Origin of the sequence: Methylobacterium sp. NMS14P (assembly GCF_028583545.1) — a bacterium.
Lineage (GTDB): Bacteria > Pseudomonadota > Alphaproteobacteria > Rhizobiales > Beijerinckiaceae > Methylobacterium.
The window spans coordinates 3,847,454-3,868,118 of record NZ_CP087106.1; the positions used below are offsets into that span (position 1 = coordinate 3,847,454).

Consider the following 20,665-nt stretch of genomic DNA (forward strand, 5'->3'; position numbering starts at 1 on the left):
CGGCGCCGTCACGCCGCCGGATCCACCACCGAGCCCTCGGCCGCGCGCAGGACGATCCGCGCCGCGGCCCGGCTCGGCGTGTCCTCCGCGGCGAGCCGCATCCGCCCGTCGATGCAGCCGAGGGCGGCGAGCTGGGTATCGCGGGCGGCACCGCCGGCCAGGAGCGGCCGCAGGGCGCCCGCGAGGCGCTCCGGGGTGCAGTCGGCCTGGACGAATTCCGGCATCGCGTTCTCGGCGAGGATCAGGTTCGGCAGCACGATGCTCGGGACCTGGATCAGCCGGCGCGCGATGAACTCCTCCGCCCGGGAGACCTTGTAGGCGACGACCATCGGGACGCCCGCGAGCGCCAGTTCCAGCGTGACGGTGCCGGAGGCGGCGAGCGCCGCCCGGGCTTCCCGGAAGGCGGCGTATTTCGGCGCCTCGCCGGTGACGATGCGGGCCGGCACCGCCCAGTCGGCGCAGAGCCGCTCGATCAGGGCCCTGTGCCGGGTCACGGCGGGCAGCACCGCCTCGACCGGCAGGCCCTCGGCGACCCGGGCCAGCGCCGCGCCGAAGACCGGCATCAGCCGCTCGATCTCGGAGCGGCGGGAGCCGGGCAGGACCACCAGGCTGTAGGGACCGGCGTCGCGCCGGTCCTGCTCGGCCGCGCTGGGCCGCAGCTCCGGCAGGCGCTCGATCAGCGGGTGCCCGACATAGGTGCAGGGGGGGCCGCCGAGCCGCAGATGCGCGTCGGGCTCGAAGGGGAGCAGGGCCAGGACGTGGTCGATGAACGGCCGCATGCCCTTCGCCCGCCACGGCCGCCACGCCCAGACGCTCGGCGACACGTAGTCGATGATCGGGATGCCAGGGGCCGCCTTGCGCACCCGCCGCGCCACCGCGTGGGTGAAGCCCGGGCTGTCGATGATCACCAGCACGTCCGGCCGGGCGCGGATCGTCGCCTCGACGGTCTCGCGGATGCGGCGGAGCAGGGTCCGGGCGCGGGCGAGGACCGGCAGGTAGCCCATCACCGCCACGTCATCGAGAGGGAACAGGGACGCGAACCCCGCCTCGGCCATGGCCTCGCCGCCGACGCCGCCGAAGACGGTGTCGGGCGCGGCCTCGCGCAGGGCGCGCATCAGCTTGGCGCCGAGCTGGTCGCCGGAATCCTCGCCGGCCACGAGCCAGATCGTCCGGGGCCGGCCGGTCACGGCGCGCCTCCGTACCCGACCACGAAGAGGCCGAGGCGGTCGGCCTCCGCGGCCGTGGCCGCCCGGTCGATGACCAGGGTCCCGCCCGCCTCCAGGGCGAGGCCGACGCAGCCCGCGCGGGCCGCGTTGCGCACGGTCCGCGCGCCGATGGCCGGAAGATCGATGCGACGGTCCTGGCCGACCTTCGGGGCCTTCACCAGCACGGTGGCGGGCATCGCCCGGCCCAACCCGAGGGGGCGCCGCCCCAGGGCCCGCGCCCGGGCGAGCGTGCGGTCCGTGCCCTCCGGTCCCTCCACCGCGAGGATCCGGTCGCCGGCCAGAACCACCGCCTGCCCCAGATCGTAGGGCGAGAGGGCGTCGAGGACGCCGCGACCGGTGCGGATCGAGGCGGCCGCCTCGGTGTCCGGGACCCGGCGCCCGAGGGGGCCGTGCGGGCAGAGAAGGTCCGGCGCGGCCTCGTGGACGCCGACCACCCGGTGGCCCTCCTCCTCGACCAGCGCGACGGCGGCCCGCAGCAGGCGGTCGTCCCCGCCGCCGGCGATCGCCCGCAGGGCCTCCCGGTTGCGCAGGGCGGCGCCGGCGTTGAAGATCGCGGCCGGGCTCGGGCGGGAGACGCCGCCCGCCGGCACCACGGTCGCCGGTCCCCAGCGCCGCAGCAGCTTCAGGGTGGCCGCGAGATCGAGGAGATCGACCGTGGCGTCGGCGCCGGCGCGCAGGGCAGGCCCGGTGAAGCCGCGCAAGGCGATCACCCGGAAGGGCCGGCGCGCCCGGCGGAGCGACTCGGCGACGAGCTCCGGCAGGCGCCCCGCCCCGGCGATCAGGACCAGGGCCCCCTCGGGGGCGGGATCGGCCTCGGTCACGGCCCGGCCGCTCAGGCGGCGCTGATCGGGGTCGGAACCTCGCGCGGCGTGCAGATCGAGCGCTTGCCGCCGAGGCGGATGAAGTCGAGGATCTCGGCGACCGCCGTGTGGGATTCGAAGGTCGCGGCCACGTCCTCCACCCGCTCCATCAGCGTGCCCTCGGGGGCGAAGAGCAGGCGGTAGGCGCGCCGCAGCGCGTGGATGTCCTCGCGGGCGAAGCCGCGGCGCTGGAGCCCGATGATGTTGAGCCCCGACAGGTAGGCCCGGTTGCCGAGGACCATGCCGTAGGGGATGCAGTCGTTCTCCAGGCCCGACAGGCCGCCCACGAAGGCGTGCGCGCCGACCCGCGCGAACTGGATCACGGCGGCGCCGCCGCCCAGGATCGCGTAGTCGCCGACGCTGCAATGGCCCGCCAGCATGACGTTGTTGGAGAAGATCACGTGGGCCCCGACCCGGCAATCGTGTCCGACATGCGAGTTGGCCAGGAAGGTGCAGTGATCGCCGACCACGGTCTCCAGGCCGCCGCCGCTCGTGCCCGGGTTCATGGTGACGCCCTCGCGGATCAGGCAATCGGCGCCGATCGTCAGGGTCGAGGGCTCGCCCCGGTACTTCAGGTCCTGCGGCTGGTGGCCGATCGACGCGAAGGGGAAGATCCGGGTGCGGGGGCCGACCGTGGTCCGGCCCGCCAGGACCACGTGGCTGATGAGATCGCAGTCCGGGCCGAGCACGACCTCGGGTCCGACGTGGCAGAAGGGGCCGATCCGCGCCCCGTCGCCGATCCGGGCGCCGGACTCGATCACGGCGCTCGGGTGGATGACGGGCGCGGTCACTCCGTCACCAGCATGGCGCTGATCTCGGCCTCGGCGACCAGCGTGCCGTCGACCCGGGCCTCGCCGCGGAACCACCACATGGTCCGGCGCTGGTTCAGCTTCGTCATGTGGAAGCGCACCTGGTCGCCGGGGGTGACGGGCTTGCGGAACTTGCACTTGTCGATAGTCATGAAGAACACCTGCTTGGTGTTCCGCCCGTCCGCCCGGATGTGGCGGCAGCAGATGGCGCCCGCCGTCTGCGCCATGCCCTCGATCAGGAGCACGCCCGGGAAGACCGGCATGTCGGGGAAATGGCCCATGAACTGCGGCTCGTTGGCCGTGACGTTCTTGATACCGACGCAGGATTCGTCGCGGTCGATCTCGACGATGCGGTCCACCATCAGGAACGGGTAGCGGTGCGGCAGCAGCTCCAGCAGCGTCTGGATATCGGCTATGCCCAGCTCGGTGCTGGTCTCGCGCGCCGCCTCACTCATCGAAATCCGCACCTCGACTTGCCGCTTTCGGCGGCCCGCAATCCGGCCGCCTTCGGCGTGCCGACCGCCCTCTTCGGAAGAAATCACCGGAAGCGCAAGGCCTTCCCGGTCAGGCGTCGTCTGCCGCGGGGTCCTTGCCCGAGCGTTCGGCGAGGCGCGCGAGCGTCGTCAGCTCGCGGAACCAAGCCCGCACCGGCTTGGCCGGCGTGCCGCCCCAGCGGCTTCCCGGCGGCACGTCGCGGTTGACGTTGGACGAGCCGGCGATCTGCGCGCCGCGGCCGATGCGCAGGTGGCCGACGACGCCGACCTGCCCACCGAGGACGACGTAGTCCTCCAGCGTGGTCGAGCCCGAGATGCCGACCCCCGACACGATGACGCAGTGGCGCCCGATCACGACGTTGTGGGCGATCTGCACGAGGTTGTCGATCTTGGTGCCCTCCCCGATCACCGTGTCGCGCGAGGCGCCGCGGTCGACCGTGGTGTTGGCGCCGATCTCGACGTCGTCCTGGACGATGACGCGCCCGACCTGCGGAACCTTGAGGTGGGTGGCGCCCATCGCGAAGCCGAACCCGTCCTGCCCGAGCCGCGCGCCGGGATGGAGGATCACCCGGTTCCCGAGGAGCGCGTGGCTCAGGGTCGTGCCGGCGCCGATCGCGCAGTCGCGCCCGATCCGGACGCCCGGTCCGATCACGGCGTTCGGCCCGATCACCGTCCCGGCGCCGATCTCGGCCCCCGGCCCGATCACCGCGCCGGGATCGACCGTGACGCCGTCCTCGAGCCGGGCCTCGGGATGGACGTGGGCGCCGGAGGCGACGCCGCGGACCGCGAACTGGGAACCGGGACGCAGGGCGTCCGGGTGCAGGCGGCCGAGCAGGGCCGCGTAGGCGCGGTAGGGATCGCGGCTGACGAGGCCGACCGTGCCGGCGGGACAGCGGGCCGCGAAGCGGGGCGAGACGAGGCAGACGCCCGCCCGCGTCGCCGCGAGGGCGTCGCCGTAGCGGGCATTGTCCATGTAGGCGAGGTGGTCCGGACCGGCACTCTCCAGGGAGGCCGCGCCGATGACCCGGCGATCCGGATCAGCCCCCTCGGGAAGGCCGGTGCCGGCGGCCGCCGCGATCTCGGCCAGGGTGAGGCCGGTGGCGGCAGCGGTGAAGAAGACGGGATCTGACATGTTCGACAACGCGCCGGCCGGGGGAATCCGGCCGGCGCGCGGGATTTTTATCAGAAGCGCGAGCCGCCGGAGAAGCGGAACGCCTGGACCTGATCCGCGCCGATATGGCCGAACTTGCCGAGGATCGGGACGAACACCTTCTGACCCTCGTCCTTCGACAGAGCGTAGGCGTAGTCGAACCGGATCGGGCCGAGCGGCGAGTTCCACAGGATGGAGGCGCCGATCGAGGAGCGGATCGCCGCCGTGTCGCGGACGTTCACGCATTCCGGCTCCACGCCGATCGTGAAGGCGTTGAAGTTGCACTTCCCGGTCGTCGGCGAGATGCCGTTGATGAAGGCGTCGCCGTTCACGTTGAAGTTCCGCTGGCCGTGATAGCCGAACAGCGTGCCGGCATCGGCGAAGAGCGCGCCCTTCAGGCCCAGATCGCGCGGCACGAGGGGCAGCGGGAACTGAACTTCGAGGGTGCCGCCGATATAGGTCGAGCCGCCGATCGCGTTCGAGCGGGCGTCGGCGATGCCGACGTCGCGCGGACCGATGCCGTTCGGCGCGAAGCCGCGGACCAGCGACGGGCCGAGGAAGAACTGGTCGGTCACCCGCAGCGGGTCGTTGTTGAGCGACGAGATGTGGCCGCCCTGGAAGCGGATGAAGCCGACCACGTCCTCGAAGATCTCCTTGTAGTACCGCGCGTCGGCGGTCACGCGGAAGAACTTCGAGTCGCCGCCCAGGCCGGCGACGTCGGGCTTCAGCTCGGCGTAGAGGCCGTTGCGCGGCGCGCCGATCACGTCGAGGGTCGAGTAGGCGAGCGTCAGGCCGGCCAGCGAGGTCAGCGTGTTGCCCTGCGAGCCCTTGATGGCGATCGAGGCCTCACCGTCATACGCGCAGTTCGGGTAGATCGACTGGCCGCCGATGTTCCGGCCCGTGTTCGGGTCGATCGTGCCTGCCGCGTAGGTGGCGGTGTAGCCCGGGATCGGGATCGAGCAGTCGTTGTACGGCCGCTTGAGGGTGTTCGGCACCTTCAGCTCGGTGTTGTACAGCGAGTAGCGCAGCGTGATGCCGAACTCCTCGGTGATCGGCAGGCCGAGGCGCAGCTGACCGCCGTACACCGTGGTCTCGTAACGCGAGTACCGGGTCAGGTCGGAGTACTTGTAGAAGGCATCGAAGCCCGCCGCGAGGCGGTAGCCGAGGAAGTACGGCTCGGTGAACGAGAAGTCGACGCCGCGCGAGTACTGGCCGCCGGTGCCGGCGAGGCGGACGTACTGGCCGCGACCGAGGAAGTTGGACTCGGAGACCGAGACCTCGCCGATGATGCCGTCCTGGGTGGAGTAGCCGCCCGCCACCGAGAACGAACCCGTGGGCTGATCCTCGACGTCGATGTTGATGACGACCCGGTCCGGGGCCGAGCCCGGCTCGTTGGAGAAGCGGACCTTCTTGAAGAAGCCCAGGCCGTTCAGGCGCCGCTCGGCGCGGTCGGTCAGCACGCGGTTGTAGGCATCGCCCTCCGCGATATCGAGCTCGCGGCGGATGACGTAGTCGCGGGTGCGGGTGTTGCCGCGGATGTTGATGCGCTCGACGTAGACGTGCGGGCCGTCCTCGACCACGAAGCCGAGGGAGACTTGGTGGCTCGCCGGGTCGCGCTGGCCGGTCGGGCGGACCTGCGCGAACGGGTAGCCGGCGCGGTTGACCTCGCGTGTGACGTTGTTGAGCGTCTTCTCGACGTCGTCGGCGTTGTAGATGTCGCCCACGGAGGTCGCGATGTCGCTGTCGAGCTTCGCGGTGTCGAGGCCCGGCAGGCGCGAATCCACCTGGACGGCGCCGACCTTGTACTGCTCGCCCTCGTTCACCGTGATGGTGATGACGTAGCCGGACTTGTCGCCCTCGACGTAGCGCGCGTCGGCGCTGACCACCTGGAAGTCGGCGTAGCCGTTCTTCAGGTAGTAGCGGCGGACCTGGTCGAGGTCGTTGGTGATGCGGTCGGGATCGTAGACGTCGGACGTCTTGATGAACGACAGGAAGTTCATCTCCGAGGAGCTCATCAGCCCCTTCAGTGTCCGCTCCGAGTAGGCGTTGTTGCCGACGAAGTTGATCGAGAGGATGCCGGTCTTATCGCCCTCGTCGATCTGGTAGATCACGTCGACGCGGCCGTTGGGCAGGTCGACGGTCCGGTAGGTCACCTTGGCGGTGCCGCGGCCGAAGCGCTTGTAGACGTCGCGGATGCGCGCGAGGTCGGCGTTGACGATCGCCTCGCTGTACGGCCCGCGGGCCTTGGCCTCGACCACGCCCTCCAGCGTGGCCTTCTCGATCTTCTTGTTGCCCTCGAAGACAACGCGGTTGATCAGGTTGTTCTCGCGGACCGTCACCACCGTGCGGCCACCCGACTGGGCGACCTTCACGTCGGAGAACATCCCGCTCGCGAGCAGGTTGCGGCGGGCCTCCTCGGCGGAGCCGGACGCCGTCCCGGTCACGTAGGACCGGATCGTGTCGGCATCGACGCGCTGGTTGCCCTGGACGACGATCTGCTGCGCCTGGGCAGCCCCGCTCAGGACGACACCCAGACCGGCAGTGACTAGGACGATGGTTTTCCGCACCGACTTACGTCGGGGCTTCCCCGTCAACGACATCATGCAATCGCCCGTTTCTGTTCTGGTCGCGGGGGTTAGCCCGTCACAGGCGACCGTTGATCGGCCGTCCCGTCACCTGGTCCAAGCGTGGCTTCGGTCCAAGCGTAGCTCTTAGCGGGATTCCCCTGCCAAGCAAACGCGCGGGAGGCCATCGTCAGGGGATTTTGGGGGGTCGTGGCCTTCGCGCCACTTAACGGCGCGGTCAGCATGCGGGCAAACCGCGGATCGTGGTGAACGCGCCGTAAACGCCTGGGCCGTCGCGGCTTTTCAGCCGCGCTCGCGACCCCGTGAACGCTCTCTTAACCCCGTTCCGACGCGCCGGCGCGGCGTCATCCGGGCGGTGGCCGGGCGAGATCGCGGCGGGATTGGGGCAGCGTTTCCGGTGGAGATCCGGCAGGGATCCGGCGGGGATCCTCGGATCCCCGCCGACCCCGGATCAGGTGTTCCGCCAGGAGGCGCCGAGGTTGAGGATGTCGTTCCAGGCGGCGAACAGCATCAGCATCAGCACCAGGGCGAGACCGATGCGGAAGCCGATCTCCTGGGCCCGCTCGCTGAGCGGGCGGCCGCGCACGACCTCGAAGGCGTAGAACAGCAGGTGGCCGCCATCGAGCAGCGGCACCGGGAACAGGTTGAGCAGGCCGATCGAGACGGAGAGCAGGGCGATCAGCCCGACCAGACCGCCGACGCCGCCGGTCTTGGCGACCTCGCCGGAGACGCGGGCGATGCCGATCGGTCCCGAGAGCTGGTCGGCGGATTCCCGGCCCGTCACGAGCTTGCCGAGATACGAGAAGGTGCGCTCGACGACGAAGTAGGTCTCCTTCACGCCGAGATTAAGCGAGTCGAGCGCCCCGTACTGCACGAGCCGCGCCTCGGAGCCCGCGGGCGAGCGGATGCCGAGCCGGCCGATCCGGTGGCGGCCGAACGGCGTCTTCTCCTCGAAGGTCGCCGGCGTCGCCTGGATGGTGATGGGCTGGTCGTTGCGCTCCACCGTGAAGGTCAGCGGCGTCCCGGCGCTGCCCGTCACCGTGCGGTACATGGCGTTGAAGTCGCCGATCTTCTCGCCGTCGATGGCGGTGATCACGTCGCCGGGCTGGAAGCCGGCCTGGGCGGCGACGCTGTTCGGCTCCACCGACGAGACCCGGGCGGGCAGCTCGTAGCGGCCGCCGAGCCAGATCGCGCCCGCGAAGAGCAGGATCGCCAGGATGAAGTTCGCCACCGGGCCCGCGGCGACGATCGCGGCGCGCTTGGACACGGGCTGGGTCGGGAAGCTGATCGCCCGCTCGTGCGGGCTCATCCGGGCGACCGCCTCGGGATCGGGCATGCTGGCGCCGTTCACGTCGCCGTGGAACTTCACGTAGCCGCCGAGCGGGATCGCGCAGATCTTCCAGCGGGTGCCGCGCCGGTCGTTGAACCCGAACAGCTCGGGGCCGAAGCCGAGCGAGAAGGCGTGCACGCCGACCCCGCACCAGCGCCCGACCAGGAAGTGGCCCATCTCGTGCACGAACACCACGACGGTGAGCACGAACAGGAACGGGATCACGGCGCCGAAGAAACCGCCGGCGGTCCCGCCCATCGCGTTGAGGAAGTCCATACGCCGTATCCTGGCCGTCTCGGCGCCGGCTTCTCGGGCCGGCCATCCGCCCTGTCTAGCAGATCGGCGGTGCCGACCGCCAACGCAATCCTGCGGCCCGGCCGCGGAAGGTCGCACGCGCCGTCCGATTCCGCACCGGCCGATCGCGCGCCGTCGTCACCGCCCGTCCGCGGCCGTCAGTGGCCGCCGCCTCCGCCCGTGCCGGCATTCGGCCGCCGGATCATCGGCACCGCGCAGGCCATCGCGAGGAACAGGACGGTGAGGGCCAGGAACACGTCCTCGAAGGCCATGACGAGGCCCTGGATGCGCACCGTGTTGGTCATCGCCTTCAGCGCCATGTCGGAGGCGGCGCTGCCGTAGGCGTCGAAGCCGCGCTGCATCGCGTCGAGCCGCTCCAGCGCGGCCGTGTTCGCCCAGGTGAAGCGCTCGTGGAGCCGGGCGAGGTGCAGGTCCCAGCGGTCGTTGAGGATCGTGTTGATCAGCGCGAGCCCGACCGCGCCGCCGAGGTTGCGGGTCAGGTTGAACAGCCCCGACGCGTTCTTCATCCGCGCCGGCGGCAGCGTGCCCAGCGCGATGTTGTTGATCGGGATCATGCACAGCATCAGCGAGCAGCCGCGCAGGATCTGCGGCACGAGCAGCTCGTAGAAGTCCCAGTCCTTGGTGAGGCCCGTGACGATCCACGTGCCGCAGGCGAAGCCGACGAAGCCGATCCCCATCATGATGCGGGGATCGACCTTGCCCGAGAGCCGGCCGGCGATCGGCGCGGTGGCGAACATGCACAGGCCGGAGACGAACATCGTCTCGCCGATCATCAGCGCCGAGTAGCCGCGCACCCGGGCGAGGTAGACCGGGTAGATGTAGGTCAGCCCGTAGAGGCCGATGCCCAGCACGAAGCTCGCCACGCAGCCGCTGGCGAAGTTCCGGTCCGAGAAGGCCCTGAGATCCACGATCGGCTGCTTCGCCGTGAAGACCCGCCAGAAGAACAGCAGCGCCGACGTCCCGCAGACGATTGCGCAGGCGAAGACCGCCTCGTCCTGCAGCCAGTCGTGGTTGGGCCCCTCCTCCAGCACGTATTCGAGGCAGCCGAGGAAGCCGGCCATGAAGGCGAGCCCGGCCCAGTCGAACGATCCGATCAGGCCGTAATTGGGCTCGTCGAAATCGACCAGGATCCAGGTCGAGACCGTCACGAAGATGCCCGGCACGACGTTGATCAGGAACAGCCAGTGCCAGGACATCAGATCGGTCAGGTAGCCGCCCACGGTCGGCCCGATCGTCGGCGCCAGCGTCGCCACGAGGCCGATCATCGGCGAGACGATGGTCCGCTTCGAGGGCGGGAAGATCGTGAAGGCCGCGGCGAACACGGTCGGGATCATGCCGCCGCCGATGAAGCCCTGGAGCGCCCGCCACACGATCATCTCGCCGATCGACGAGGAGGTGGCGCACATCAGGCTCATGGCGGTGAAGCCGCCCGCCGAGATGGCGAACATCCAGCGCGTCGAGAGCACCCGCGACAGGGTGCCGGAGAGCGGGATCGAGATGACCTCGGCGATCAGGTAGCTGGTCTGGACCCAGGGGATCTCGTCGCCGGAGGCCGAGAGGCCGGCCTGGATCTCGTTCAGGGAGGCCGAGACGATCTGGATGTCCAGGATCGCCATGAACATGCCGAAGACCATGCAGACGAACGCCACCATGCGGCGGCGGTCGAGGGGCGGCTCGGCCGCGCGGATCGGCGCGGCGGGCGCGAGGGCGGCGCTGGCGGCCATCGCCGGTCTCAGCGGCTCGCGGTACTGACCGGCCGCGGCGCGGAGGCGCGGTCGAGGACGGAACGGTCCGCGCCGGTGCGGGTATCGACCCGCACCACCGCCGACAGTCCCGGCCGCAGCAGGCCCTCGCGGGCGACCTCCTCGGGCACGCGCACCCGGACGGGCAGGCGCTGGACGATCTTGGTGAAGTTGCCGGTGGCGTTGTCGGGCGGCAGCAGGCTGAACACCGAGCCGGAGGCCGGCGAGAACGATTCCACCACGGCGTGGATCTCGCGGTCCGGGTAGGCGTCGACCGTGACGGTCACGGGCTGGCCGGGGCGCATCCGCTCGACCTGGGTCTCCTTGAAGTTCGCGTCGATCCGGACGCTCTGGAGCGGAACCAGCGCGGCGATCCGCGTGCCGGGCCCGACATAGGCGCCGGCCTCGACGGCCTTGTTGCCGACCACCCCGTCGAAGGGCGCGCGGATCACCGTGAAGTCGAGGTCGCGGCGGGCCCGGTCGACGGCGGTGCGCAGCTCCGCCGCGAGGCTCTCCGCCTCGCGCTTCTGCGCCTGGAGGACGTCGACGTTGGCGCGGGCCGCGAGGAGGCCGGCCTCCATGGCCTTGACGGAGGCCTCGGTGCGGTCGCGATCGGCGCGGGTCTGGTCGATGCGCGACTTGGCGACGTAATCCGCCTGCATCTGCGTCGAGCGGGTGAAGTCGGCCTGGGCGCGGACGGCGTCGGCGCGGGTCGCGTCGAGCTGCGCGGCGGCCTGGGCGACCTGGGCCTGCGCCGCCTCGGCCTGCCGGCCGATCCGCGCGATCGTGCTCTCCTGGGTGGCGAGCTTGTCCTGGGCCGCCTGCAGCGCGAGGCGGTAGTCGCCGTCGTCGAGCTTGGCGATGACGTCGCCCTTCTTGACCGCGAGGCCGTTCACCACCGGGACCGACTGGAGATAGCCCGGGATCTTGGCCGCGAGGACCGAGATGTCGGCCTGGACGTAGGCGTCGTCGGTCGAGACGAAGAACCGCCCGACGGTCCACCACTGCCATCCCTCGTAGGCGCCGCCGCCCAGCGCGGCCGTCAGCAGGCCGAGCAGGACGAACCGCTTGAGGGGGCGCTTGCGGGCCGGCGGCGCCTCGACCGGTACGGGCGTCGGCAGAGACGCCGCGGCGGTGGCCGGCGCCGGCGGCGCGGAACGCTCGGCACGAGTCTCGTCTCCGGCCTCGATTCGGGCCTCGAGACCGGAATTCGGCCGATCGGCGTCCTCGCGAAGGGACATATCAGCGCCTCGACATCAATGACCGAACCGTTCGGTCAATAACGAGGCACGGCTTGACGCGCCCCCGAAGAAGCCGCAGGTTATTTTGACCGAACGGTTCGGTCAAGCGTGACGGTGTCACGGTGCGGAGCGGGATGATGGCTCAGGGTGCGGTGCTGGAGCGGGGTCAGGCCCAGCACGAGGGCGACAAGCGGCAGCAGATCCTCGAGGGCGCGCGGACGGTGTTCCTGGCCGCGGGGTTCGACGGCGCGAGCATGGGCGAGATCGCCCGCGCAGCCGGCGTCTCCAAGGGCACGCTCTACGTATACTTCGAGAACAAGGAGGATCTGTTCGAGGCGCTGGCCATCCAGGAGAAGGCCAGCCTCGCCGAGGCTCTGTTCACCCTCGACGCGGACGATCCCGACGTGCCGGGCGTCCTCACCCGGCTGGGAAGCAGCTTCCTGACCGAGATGTGCCGTCCGGCGCACGTCTCGCTGGTCCGCATGGTCATCGGCGCGAGCGAGAAGTTTCCGCGCTTCGGGCAGGTCTACTACCAGGCCGGTCCGGCCTGCGGCGTCGAGCGCCTCTCGCGCTACCTCGACGCGCAGGTCCAGGCGGGTCGCCTGACGATCGCCGACACCGAGCTCGCGGCCCGGCACTTCCTGCACCTCTGCCAGGCAGGTCTGCTGACCCGCCTGCTGTTCGCGGCAGGCGGCATCGCCGGCGAGGCCGAGATGCGCCATCAGGTCGACGAGGCGGTGCGGGTGTTCCTGGCCGGGTACGGCCCCGCGCGCTGAGGCGCAGCTCCGGCGGGAAACGTCGTTGCGAGCGCAGCGAAGCAACCCAGGGCGGCGCGACATTCTGCGAGCGTGGCGTCGCTGGATTGCTTCGCTGCGCTCGCAATGACCGGGTTCAGCCGGCGGCGCGCAGCTCCGGCAGGGCCTCGGCGCTCCAGATCCGCACATGGGCGTCGATGGCGAGCGCCTCGTCGACGTCGGCCGGCGCGGCCCGGTACTGCCCGGCGAAGTGGGTGCAGGCGCGCTCGACCAGATCGCTGATCCCGTAGAAGCCGATCCGGCCGGCGATGAACGCCGCCACCGCGATCTCGTTGGCGGCGTTCATCACGGTGGGCGCCGCGCCGCCGGCGGCCAGGGCCGCGCGGGCGATCCGCAGGCACGGGAAACGCGCCTCGTCCGCGGCCTCGAAGGTCAGCGAACCGAGCTTCACGAGGTCGAGGGGCCGGCCCCGCTCGATGGTCAGCCGGTCGCCGAGGCCGAGGCAGTGCGAGATCGGCACGCGCATGTCGGGCAGTGCCAGCTCGGCGGTCACCGCGCCGTCGAGCCAGTAGACCATGCCGTGGATCACCGATTGCGGGTGCACGACCACGTCCAGGCGCTCGGGCTCGATGCCGAACAGGTGGTGCGCCTCGATCAGCTCGAGCCCCTTGTTCATCAGGCTCGCCGAATCGATGTTGATCTTCATGCCCATCGACCAGGTCGGGTGGGCGGCGGCCTCGGCCGCGGAGGCGGCGGCGATCCGCTCGCGGGTCCAGGTCCGGAACGGGCCGCCCGAGGCCGTGATCATCATGGTGCGGACGTCGGCGAGCGGCCGGCCGGCCAGCGCCTGGCTCAGCGCGTCGTGCTCGGAATCCATCGGCAGGATCGTGGCGCCGTAGCGGGCGGCGTCGCGCATGAAGGCGTCGCCGGCGCAGACGAGGCTCTCCTTGTTGGCCAGCGCGACCTTCCGGCCGAGCCGAAGGGCCGCGTGGGTCGATCTCAGCCCGGCCGCCCCGCTCACGGCCGCCACGACGATGTCGGCGTCGCGGGCGGCGGCCTCCATGACGGCCGCCTCCCCCGCCCCGCTCGGGATGCCGGAGCCCGACAGGGCCTCGGCCAGCGCCGGGCCGGCGGCCTCGTCGGCGAGCGCCGCGAAGGAGGCGTTGAGCTCGCGGGCGACCTTGGCCAGGGCGACGGGATCCTTGCCGCCGACCAGGGCGCCGACGCGGAACCGGTCGGCGTGCTGGGCCAGGAGGTCGGCGGTGGAGCGGCCGATCGAGCCGGTGGCGCCGAAGACGGTGACGACCTGGGTCACGGGTTCAACTCCCTCATCGTCACGTGATCAGACCGCCCCCGCGCAGGGCGAGATAGACGGCCGCCAGCACGGCGACCGCGAAGAATCCGTCGAGCCGGTCCATGACGCCGCCATGGCCGGGGATGATCTTCCCGGAATCCTTGACGCCGTAGTGGCGCTTCAGGCCGGACTCGATCAGGTCGCCCGCCTGGCTCAGGACCGAGGCGAGCGCGCTCACGCCCGCCACCACCGGGAGGGAGGCGGCGCTGGGCAGAGTCATGCCGGCGAGGTCGGCGACGACCGGCACCAGCGTCCCGGCGGCGACCGCGCCGGCGAGGCCGCCGAGGGCGCCCGACCACGTCTTGTTGGGCGAGACCCGGGGCATCAGCTTGGGGCCGCCGATCTTCCGGCCGGCGAAGTAGGCCGTGATGTCGGTGGACCAGACCACCGCGAACATCCAGGCCGGCCCGACGAGGCCGATGGCGGGATCGTCGCGCAGGGCCACCGGCACCGCGGCGATCGCCGCCGCACCGAGCACGCCGAGGAAGGCGCGGAGCCGCCCCCGGCCGGTCCGGGCCACCGTGGCGCAGGCCGCGGCGCCGAGCAGCAGGACCGCGAGGCAGGCCGGCGTCGGCGCGCCGCCGCGCTGGCAGAGCAGCAGGGCGCCGAGCGTCGCCGCGCCCAGCGCGATCAGCACCTCGCGGGGCTCGGTGCGGCTCATCACCATCCACTCGGCGAAGCCGACGATGCCGGCGGCGAGCCAGATCCCCGCGAAGGGCCAGCCGCCATAGACCAGCGCGGCCAGCACGCCGGCCCCGAGCACGAGGCCCGACGCGACGCGCAGCCACAGCTCGCGCCGCCCCGAGGGACGCGCGGCCGGTGCGGCGGCGGAGGTCACGCGCGTCGCATCCTTCGCCTCAGACCTGCATGATCTCCTTCTCCTTGGACGCCAGCACGCCGTCGATCTCGGCGATGTACTGGTCGGTCGCCTTCTGAACGTCGGTGGCCTGACGCTTCTCGTCATCCTCCGAGATGGCGCTGTCCTTCAGGAGCTTCTTGAGGTGGTCGAGGCCGTCCCGGCGCACGTGGCGCACGGCGACGCGGGCCTCCTCGGTGTACTTGTGGGCGACCTTGACCATCTCTTTGCGGCGCTGCTCGTTCATCTCGGGGATGCGGAGCCGGATGGTCTGTCCCTCGGTCTGCGGGTTGAGGCCGAGGTCGGATTCGCGGATCGCCTTCTCGACGGCCGTGACCATGCTGCGGTCCCAGACCGAGATCGACAGGAGCCGGGGCTCCGGCACGCTGACGGTGGCGACCTGGGCCATCGGCATCAGCGAGCCGTAGGCGTCGACCTGGATCGGGTCGAGGAGCGACGGCGTGGCGCGCCCGGTGCGCAGCGAGCCGAGATCCTTCGAGAGTGAGGACACAGCGCCCTGCATGCGGCGCTTGATGTCGTTGAGATCGAATTCCGGTGTGGCCATGAGGGTCGTCCCGAGACGTCTGACGTGGTCTTGAGCCCGGCGCGGGCAGTCGCGGCCTCAATGGACGAATTTTTTCAGGGCCGCAAACGGTCGCGGCCCCGATCCCGCCGCGCGTCAGGGCGCCACGAGGGTCGAGGGCGCGTCGCCCGACAGGATCGCGGCGATCGAGCTCGGCGGGTGGAGCGACCCGACCACGATCGACAGGCGGCTCTCGCGGGCCAGGGCGAAGGCGGCGGTGTCCATCACCTTGAGGTCGCGGGCGATCGCCTCGTCGTGGGTGATGCGGTCGTAGCGCGTGGCGCTCGGATCCTTCTTCGGATCGGCCGAGTAGACGCCGTCCACCTGCGTCGCCTTGAGGACCGCGTCGCAGCGCAGCTCGGCGGCGCGCAGCACCGCGGCGGTGTCGGTGGTGAAGAACGGGTTGCCGGTGCCGCCCGCGAGGACGACCACCTGGCCCTTGTCCAGATGGTGCAGCGCCGGCTGGCGGGCGTAGGTCTCGCAGATGGTCGGCATCGACACCGCCGACATGGTCCGCGCCTGGACGCCCGCGGCGTTGAGCGCCGTCTCGATCGCCAGCGAGTTCATGACCGTGGCCATCATGCCGAGCGAATCCCCGGTCGCCCGGTCGATCCAGCCGGCCGCGGAGATCCGCGCCCCGCGGATCATGTTGCCGCCGCCCACCACGATGGCGATCTCGGCGCCCGCCTCGATCGTGCGGGCGATGTCCTCGGCGAGCGCCGCCAGCGTCGGCGGATGCAACCAGTAGCCGTCCGGAGCGGCGAGCGCCTCACCCGACAGTTTCACAAGGATACGGCGAAACGGCGTCGTCTCCGGCATCTGGGCCCCCGGCTCCATCCCGCATCGCGCAAGCGGGGAGGCTTCTACGTCAACCGCCCGAGCGCCGTCGAGAGGCCCGGCACCGATCCGGCGGGGATCGTGGGTCGAAATGCTACCGACGCGCGAGAGACGTGCGAGAGACGTGCGCCCGGGAAGGAGGTCTGCGCCGCCGGCGCGGTCCGGGTCCGGACCGGCGGGCCCCGGGTCGATGCGACGCCGGCGCGACGGCGACCCGCCGCGCCGGCGCCCGTTCTCAGCTGCCGGCCAGGACGCCGACGGCGCCGAAGACGGTCATGGCGAGGCCGGAGGCGAACACGCCGATCATCAGGTAGGAGAAGGGTTTCAGAGCCATGCCGGGAACTTAGCGCGGCGCCGCACAGCGGGGTGTGCGGCGCAACACGGCCCGGCGTGGATTGATTTGATGACCCCGAGAACGCGAAGCCCCGCCCGGCTCGTGCCGGACGGGGCTGATCTCACGATGACGGCCCGGCAAACCGGGCGTTCGCGGTCGGTCTCAGGCGCGGCCGGCCTGCTGGGCGACCTCGGTGGCGAAGTCCAGACCCTCTTCCTTCTCGATGCCGTCGCCCAGCGCGTAGCGGACGAAGCCCGTCAGGGTCACGGGACCGCCGACCTTGGAGCCGGCCTCCTTGAGGACCTGGCTCACCGTCTTCGAGCCGTCGTGCACGAAGGGCTGCTCGAGGAGGGTGACCTCCTTGTAGTAGCTCTTCAGGCCGCTCTCGATGATCTTGGCGAGGACGTGGTCCGGCTTGCCGGCGTTCTTCTCGCGCAGGATGTTCGACTCGCGCTCCACCGTGGCGGCGTCGACGCCCGAGGCGTCCAGCGCCACCGGGTTGGTCGCCGCGATGTGCATGGCGATCTGGCGGCCCAGCGCCGAGAGCGCGTCGACGTCGCCCTCGGACTCGAGCGCCACGAGCACGCCGATCTTGCCGAGGCCCTCGGAGATCTGGTTGTGCACGTAGGAGGCGATGACGCCCTTCTTGACCTCGAGCTTGGTCACCCGGCGCAGGTTCATGTTCTCGCCGATGGTGGCGATCAGGGCCTGCAGCTTCTCCGAGACGGTCTCGGCGGCGCCCGGGAAATGGGCCGCCTGGAGGCCCTCGAGCGTGCCGTCGGTGTTCAGGGCGATCTTGGCGGCCTCGCGGGCGAAGGCCTGGAAGGCGTCGTTGCGGGCGACGAAGTCGGTCTCGGAGTTCACCTCGACCACGGCGGCGTGGCGGCCGGCGGACTCGACGGCGACGAGGCCCTCGGCGGCGACGCGGCCGGCCTTCTTGGCGGCCTTGGCGAGACCCTTCTTGCGCAGCCAGTCGACGGCGGCCTCGATGTCGCCCTGCGTCTCGTTGAGCGCGCCCTTGCAGTCCATCATGCCGGCGCCGGTCTTCTCCCGGAGCTCCTTCACCATCGCGGCGGTGATGTTGGCCATGGCGGTCCCTTTCGTGTGGTCTGGATGCGAGAGGCCCGGCGCGCGGGTGAGCGGCCGGGCCCGGTATGCCTGGAACCGCGACGGCCCGATGACGGTGCCGTCGCGGAGTCCCGATGGATCAGGCCGCGGCGGCGGCCTCGACGAAGCCGCGGGCCTGCGAGACCCACGAATCGCGGTCGATGCGGCCGTTGAGCTTGAGGTCGGCATCGACCTTGGCGACGTCCTCGGCGGTCATCGCGGCGAGCTGCCAGTAGTGGTAGATGCCGGCGTCGTTGAGCTTCTGCACGATCTGCGGGCCGGCGCCGTTGAGCTTGGTCAGGTCGTCCGGCGCGCCGCGCGGGGCGGCGAGCAGCTCGAAGTGCTCGGTCGACTCGGCGAGCATCGCCACGTCGGCCGGGTCGAGGGCGTCGGACTCGACCGTGACGGCCGCGTCGTCGTTCGCCGGCAGCTCCTCGGCCATCGGCTCCTCGGAGGCGCCGATATCCATGCCCGACGAGCCCTGGGCGCGCGAGATGCCGTCGATGGCGGCCTTGGCGATCAGGTCGCAGTACAGCGCGATCGCGCGGCCGGCGTCGTCGTTGGCCGGGACGATGTAGCTGATGCCGTCCGGGTTGCAGTTGGTGTCGACGATGGCGGCGACCGGGATGCCGAGGCGGTTCGCCTCCTTGATCGCCAGCTGCTCCTTGTTGGTGTCGATCACGAACAGCAGGTCCGGCACGCCGCCCATGTCCTTGATGCCGCCGAGCGCCTTCTCGAGCTTCTCCTTCTCACGGGAGAGCATCAGGCGCTCCTTCTTGGTCAGGCCCGGGCCGCCGGTCTCCAGCGTCTCGCTGACCTTCCGCAGGCGCGAGATCGAGCCCGAGATGGTCTTCCAGTTGGTGAGCATGCCGCCCAGCCAGCGGGAGTTGACGTAGTACTGGGCCGAGCGCTTGGCCGCCTCGGCGATCGTGTCGGCCGCCTGGCGCTTGGTGCCGACGAACAGCACGCGGCCGCCCTTGGCGACGGTGTCGCTCACCGCCTGCAGCGCCTGGTGCAGCGCCGGCACGGTCTGGGCGAGGTCAATGATGTGGATGTTGTTGCGGGTGCCGAAGATGTACGGCTGCATCTTCGGGTTCCAGCGGTGCGACTGGTGACCGAAATGGGCGCCCGCCTCGAGGAGCTGACGCATAGAGAAATCGACGGCCATGTTTTTCGTGCTCTCCGGTTATATCCGCCGCGGAGGGATGCGGCCGGCCGAGACCTCGGACGACCACCGGAAACGCCTCATTCAGGCATGAGGCCGGCTCCGCGTGTGGGATGGGCGGGCGCTTAGCAGAGGGCGGGTCCGAAGGCAAGGTGCGGCGCTGGACCGGGCTCGGGACCGTGGCCCGGATCACCCGCCCGCGAACACCGCCGCCACGTCGTCGGCCGTCATCACCCGGTACGCCCCCGCCGGCAGGTCCGCCGGCAGAGCGAGACCGCCGACCCGATCCCGGTGCAGCGCCGCGACGTGGTTGCCGACCGCGGCGAACATCCGGCGGACCTGGTGGTACCGGCCCTCGGTCAGCGTCACCGCGCAGCGCGTGGCATCCTCGACGTCGAGCCGCACCGGCAGGAGCGGGCGCTCCTCGCCCTCCAGCACGAGCGTGCCCGAGGCGAACACCTCCGCCTCGCGGCCGGTCAGCGGCCGGTCGAGGGTCACGCGGTAGCGCTTCGCCACCTGGGCCTTCGGGCTGATGATCCGGTGCAGGAGCGCCCCGTCGTCGGTCAGCAGCAGCAGGCCCGAGGTCTCCTTGTCGAGGCGCCCCACCGTGGACAGCGGCGGGTCGCGGCGGCGCCAGCGCTCGGGCAGCAGCCCGTAGACCAGCGGGCCGGCCTCCTTGTGGGAGCAGGTCACGCCCAGCGGCTTGTGCAGCATCAGGCACAGGCCGGGGAGCGGGTCGAGGGACTCGCCGTCGATCGTGAGGCACGCCGGCAAATCCGGGGCGAGGGCGATCCGGTCGCCGGCATCCGCGAGCTCCGCGCCGTCGAGGCGGATCGCACCGGCGCGGGCGAGGGCCTGGATCTCGCGGCGCGAGCCGTAGCCGAGATTGGCGAGGAGCTTGTCCAGGCGGACGGATCTCCCGGCGCTCATGACCGCCGCGCGCTCACCGGCGGGCCTCGTAGACCCGGTAGCCGCTCGCCTGGACGGCCACCGCGACGTGCCGGAACGCCGCGCGCAGGCTCGCCTCGTAGGGCAGGTGCGCGTTGGCCACGAGCCACAGCGCTCCCCCGGGGCGCAGGGCCTCGGCGGCCCGCGCGATGAACGCCCGGCCGAGGGCCTGATCCTCGCTTCCCCCCTCGTGGAACGGCGGGTTCGTGACGACGAAGTCGAGGTTCTCCGGCACGGCGCCGGACGCCCGGATATCCGCCCAGAGAATCGTCGCGCGCGGGTCGGCGACGTTGCGGCGCGCCATCTCGACGGCGCGCCGGTCGATCTCCAGCAGGGTCAGGGCGGTCACGGCCTCGGAGCCCAGGACGGCCCGCGACAGGACCCCGAGGCCGCAGCCGAAATCGGCGCCGCGGCCCTTGAGGGTCGGGAGGTTCGCCAGGAGCAGCGCCGTGCCGGGATCGAGTCGGTCCCACGAGAAGATGCCGGGCTGCGTGCACAGGGCGAGGTTGTCGACGTGGCGCGGGCCGCCCTCGTCGATCGCCTCGGCGAGGCCGGCCGGCGCCGTCGGCCGCTCCGCCGTGCAGATCCGGTGGTGCCGGCGCGGCTGGTCCGCGGCCGCGCAGCCGAAGGTCGTCAGCTCCTTGGCGAGGCGTGTGCCGCCGCGATCCTTCGGCGCCAGGGCGACCATGCGCCCGCCCGGCCCGAGGGCGCGCAGCACCTGAGCCAGCACGTAGCGCCGCTCGACCGTCCCGGGCGGCGCCAGGACGGTGGCCGCGTCGAGGCTGTTCTCGGACAGATCCTCCAGCCGCGCGGCGCCGGGGATCAATGGGGAGAGCTGGACGGCGTCGCCCGGGACCTCGGCGAGGTCCACCGGCGGCAGGCCGTAGACGGCATGGCGCATAGACAATTCGGGATTTGGAGTGCCGAATCCGGAACGCGAATCCGCGGCGGAGCGGGGTAAACCCGCGCCCGAC

The 20,665-nt window shown here is 71.4% G+C and carries 18 protein-coding genes; 1 reads left to right on the forward strand and 17 read right to left on the reverse strand.

Annotated elements, in window-relative coordinates:
• Positions 1-8 precede the first annotated feature (8 nt).
• The 9 genes from lpxB to LOK46_RS18305 form a co-directional block, all read right to left on the reverse strand.
• Positions 9-1,187: a lipid-A-disaccharide synthase gene (lpxB, locus tag LOK46_RS18265; RefSeq protein ID WP_273559473.1), complete on the reverse strand. Its 1,179-nt coding sequence runs from the start codon at positions 1,185-1,187 to the stop codon at positions 9-11.
• Entirely contained in the window at positions 1,184-2,047 is an 864-nt protein-coding gene (locus tag LOK46_RS18270; RefSeq protein ID WP_273559475.1) for an LpxI family protein, read from the reverse strand. The genes lpxB and LOK46_RS18270 overlap by 4 nt, the downstream gene beginning before the upstream one ends.
• 11 nt (positions 2,048-2,058) lie before the next feature.
• On the reverse strand, positions 2,059-2,877 hold the full coding sequence (lpxA, locus tag LOK46_RS18275; protein WP_273559477.1) for an acyl-ACP--UDP-N-acetylglucosamine O-acyltransferase: 819 nt from the start codon (positions 2,875-2,877) through the stop codon (positions 2,059-2,061).
• Positions 2,874-3,350: a 3-hydroxyacyl-ACP dehydratase FabZ gene (gene fabZ, locus LOK46_RS18280; protein ID WP_273559479.1), complete on the reverse strand. Its 477-nt coding sequence runs from the start codon at positions 3,348-3,350 to the stop codon at positions 2,874-2,876. Before fabZ ends, lpxA begins: the two co-directional genes overlap by 4 nt.
• Before the next feature lie 109 nt (positions 3,351-3,459).
• Positions 3,460-4,521 carry a UDP-3-O-(3-hydroxymyristoyl)glucosamine N-acyltransferase gene (lpxD, locus tag LOK46_RS18285; RefSeq protein WP_273559482.1) on the reverse strand — a complete coding sequence of 354 codons (1,062 nt, stop codon included), beginning with the start codon at positions 4,519-4,521 and terminating at the stop codon, positions 3,460-3,462.
• A 50-nt stretch (positions 4,522-4,571) separates the two neighbouring features.
• Positions 4,572-7,142 (reverse strand): outer membrane protein assembly factor BamA, encoded by a 2,571-nt coding sequence (gene bamA, locus LOK46_RS18290; RefSeq protein ID WP_273559484.1) that lies wholly within the window; start codon positions 7,140-7,142, stop codon positions 4,572-4,574.
• Between the two features lie 433 nt (positions 7,143-7,575).
• A complete protein-coding gene (locus LOK46_RS18295; RefSeq protein WP_273559486.1) occupies positions 7,576-8,730 on the reverse strand; it encodes a M50 family metallopeptidase in 1,155 nt (384 codons plus the stop codon).
• A 176-nt stretch (positions 8,731-8,906) separates the two neighbouring features.
• Complete coding sequence (locus tag LOK46_RS18300; protein WP_273559488.1) at positions 8,907-10,493, reverse strand: DHA2 family efflux MFS transporter permease subunit; 1,587 nt, start codon at positions 10,491-10,493, stop codon at positions 8,907-8,909.
• Between the two features lie 8 nt (positions 10,494-10,501).
• Positions 10,502-11,752 carry an HlyD family secretion protein gene (locus LOK46_RS18305; RefSeq protein ID WP_273559490.1) on the reverse strand — a complete coding sequence of 417 codons (1,251 nt, stop codon included), beginning with the start codon at positions 11,750-11,752 and terminating at the stop codon, positions 10,502-10,504.
• 137 nt (positions 11,753-11,889) lie between these two features.
• On the opposite strand from LOK46_RS18305, the gene LOK46_RS18310 reads away from it, so the two are divergent.
• Positions 11,890-12,528, forward strand: a complete 639-nt coding sequence (locus LOK46_RS18310; protein ID WP_273564628.1) for a TetR/AcrR family transcriptional regulator — start codon at positions 11,890-11,892, stop codon at positions 12,526-12,528.
• 115 nt (positions 12,529-12,643) lie between these two features.
• On the opposite strand, the gene dxr is transcribed toward LOK46_RS18310, so the two are convergent.
• The 8 genes from dxr to LOK46_RS18350 all read right to left on the reverse strand — a co-directional run bounded on the left by dxr (position 12,644) and on the right by LOK46_RS18350 (position 20,592).
• Positions 12,644-13,822 (reverse strand): 1-deoxy-D-xylulose-5-phosphate reductoisomerase, encoded by a 1,179-nt coding sequence (gene dxr, locus LOK46_RS18315; protein ID WP_273559492.1) that lies wholly within the window; start codon positions 13,820-13,822, stop codon positions 12,644-12,646.
• A gap of 19 nt (positions 13,823-13,841) precedes the next feature.
• Positions 13,842-14,699 (reverse strand): phosphatidate cytidylyltransferase, encoded by an 858-nt coding sequence (locus tag LOK46_RS18320; RefSeq protein ID WP_273559494.1) that lies wholly within the window; start codon positions 14,697-14,699, stop codon positions 13,842-13,844.
• Between the two features lie 19 nt (positions 14,700-14,718).
• Positions 14,719-15,282 carry a ribosome recycling factor gene (frr, locus tag LOK46_RS18325; protein WP_273559496.1) on the reverse strand — a complete coding sequence of 188 codons (564 nt, stop codon included), beginning with the start codon at positions 15,280-15,282 and terminating at the stop codon, positions 14,719-14,721.
• A 114-nt stretch (positions 15,283-15,396) separates the two neighbouring features.
• Positions 15,397-16,119: a UMP kinase gene (pyrH, locus tag LOK46_RS18330; protein WP_024829306.1), complete on the reverse strand. Its 723-nt coding sequence runs from the start codon at positions 16,117-16,119 to the stop codon at positions 15,397-15,399.
• Between the two features lie 514 nt (positions 16,120-16,633).
• Positions 16,634-17,560: a translation elongation factor Ts gene (gene tsf / locus LOK46_RS18335; RefSeq protein ID WP_273559500.1), complete on the reverse strand. Its 927-nt coding sequence runs from the start codon at positions 17,558-17,560 to the stop codon at positions 16,634-16,636.
• 118 nt (positions 17,561-17,678) lie between these two features.
• Entirely contained in the window at positions 17,679-18,746 is a 1,068-nt protein-coding gene (locus LOK46_RS18340) for a 30S ribosomal protein S2 (RefSeq protein WP_273559502.1), read from the reverse strand.
• A gap of 186 nt (positions 18,747-18,932) precedes the next feature.
• A complete protein-coding gene (locus LOK46_RS18345) occupies positions 18,933-19,673 on the reverse strand; it encodes a pseudouridine synthase (protein WP_273559504.1) in 741 nt (246 codons plus the stop codon).
• 13 nt (positions 19,674-19,686) lie between these two features.
• A complete protein-coding gene (locus LOK46_RS18350; protein WP_273559506.1) occupies positions 19,687-20,592 on the reverse strand; it encodes a class I SAM-dependent methyltransferase in 906 nt (301 codons plus the stop codon).
• Between the last annotated feature and the right edge of the window lie 73 nt (positions 20,593-20,665).

Excerpts from the sequence above, each read along its gene's own strand:
- fabZ (WP_273559479.1), bottom strand. The coding sequence starts at position 3,350 with ATGAGTGAGGCGGCGCGCGAGACCAGCACCGAGCTGGGCATAGCCGAT.
- lpxD (WP_273559482.1), bottom strand. The coding sequence starts at position 4,521 with ATGTCAGATCCCGTCTTCTTCACCGCTGCCGCCACCGGCCTCACCCTG.
- bamA (WP_273559484.1), bottom strand. The coding sequence starts at position 7,142 with ATGATGTCGTTGACGGGGAAGCCCCGACGTAAGTCGGTGCGGAAAACC.
- LOK46_RS18295 (WP_273559486.1), bottom strand. The coding sequence starts at position 8,730 with ATGGACTTCCTCAACGCGATGGGCGGGACCGCCGGCGGTTTCTTCGGC.
- LOK46_RS18300 (WP_273559488.1), bottom strand. The coding sequence starts at position 10,493 with ATGGCCGCCAGCGCCGCCCTCGCGCCCGCCGCGCCGATCCGCGCGGCC.
- LOK46_RS18305 (WP_273559490.1), bottom strand. The coding sequence starts at position 11,752 with ATGTCCCTTCGCGAGGACGCCGATCGGCCGAATTCCGGTCTCGAGGCC.
- LOK46_RS18310 (WP_273564628.1), top strand. The coding sequence starts at position 11,890 with ATGGCTCAGGGTGCGGTGCTGGAGCGGGGTCAGGCCCAGCACGAGGGC.
- frr (WP_273559496.1), bottom strand. The coding sequence starts at position 15,282 with ATGGCCACACCGGAATTCGATCTCAACGACATCAAGCGCCGCATGCAG.
- pyrH (WP_024829306.1), bottom strand. The coding sequence starts at position 16,119 with ATGCCGGAGACGACGCCGTTTCGCCGTATCCTTGTGAAACTGTCGGGT.
- tsf (WP_273559500.1), bottom strand. The coding sequence starts at position 17,560 with ATGGCCAACATCACCGCCGCGATGGTGAAGGAGCTCCGGGAGAAGACC.
- LOK46_RS18340 (WP_273559502.1), bottom strand. The coding sequence starts at position 18,746 with ATGGCCGTCGATTTCTCTATGCGTCAGCTCCTCGAGGCGGGCGCCCAT.
- LOK46_RS18345 (WP_273559504.1), bottom strand. The coding sequence starts at position 19,673 with ATGAGCGCCGGGAGATCCGTCCGCCTGGACAAGCTCCTCGCCAATCTC.
- LOK46_RS18350 (WP_273559506.1), bottom strand. The coding sequence starts at position 20,592 with ATGCGCCATGCCGTCTACGGCCTGCCGCCGGTGGACCTCGCCGAGGTC.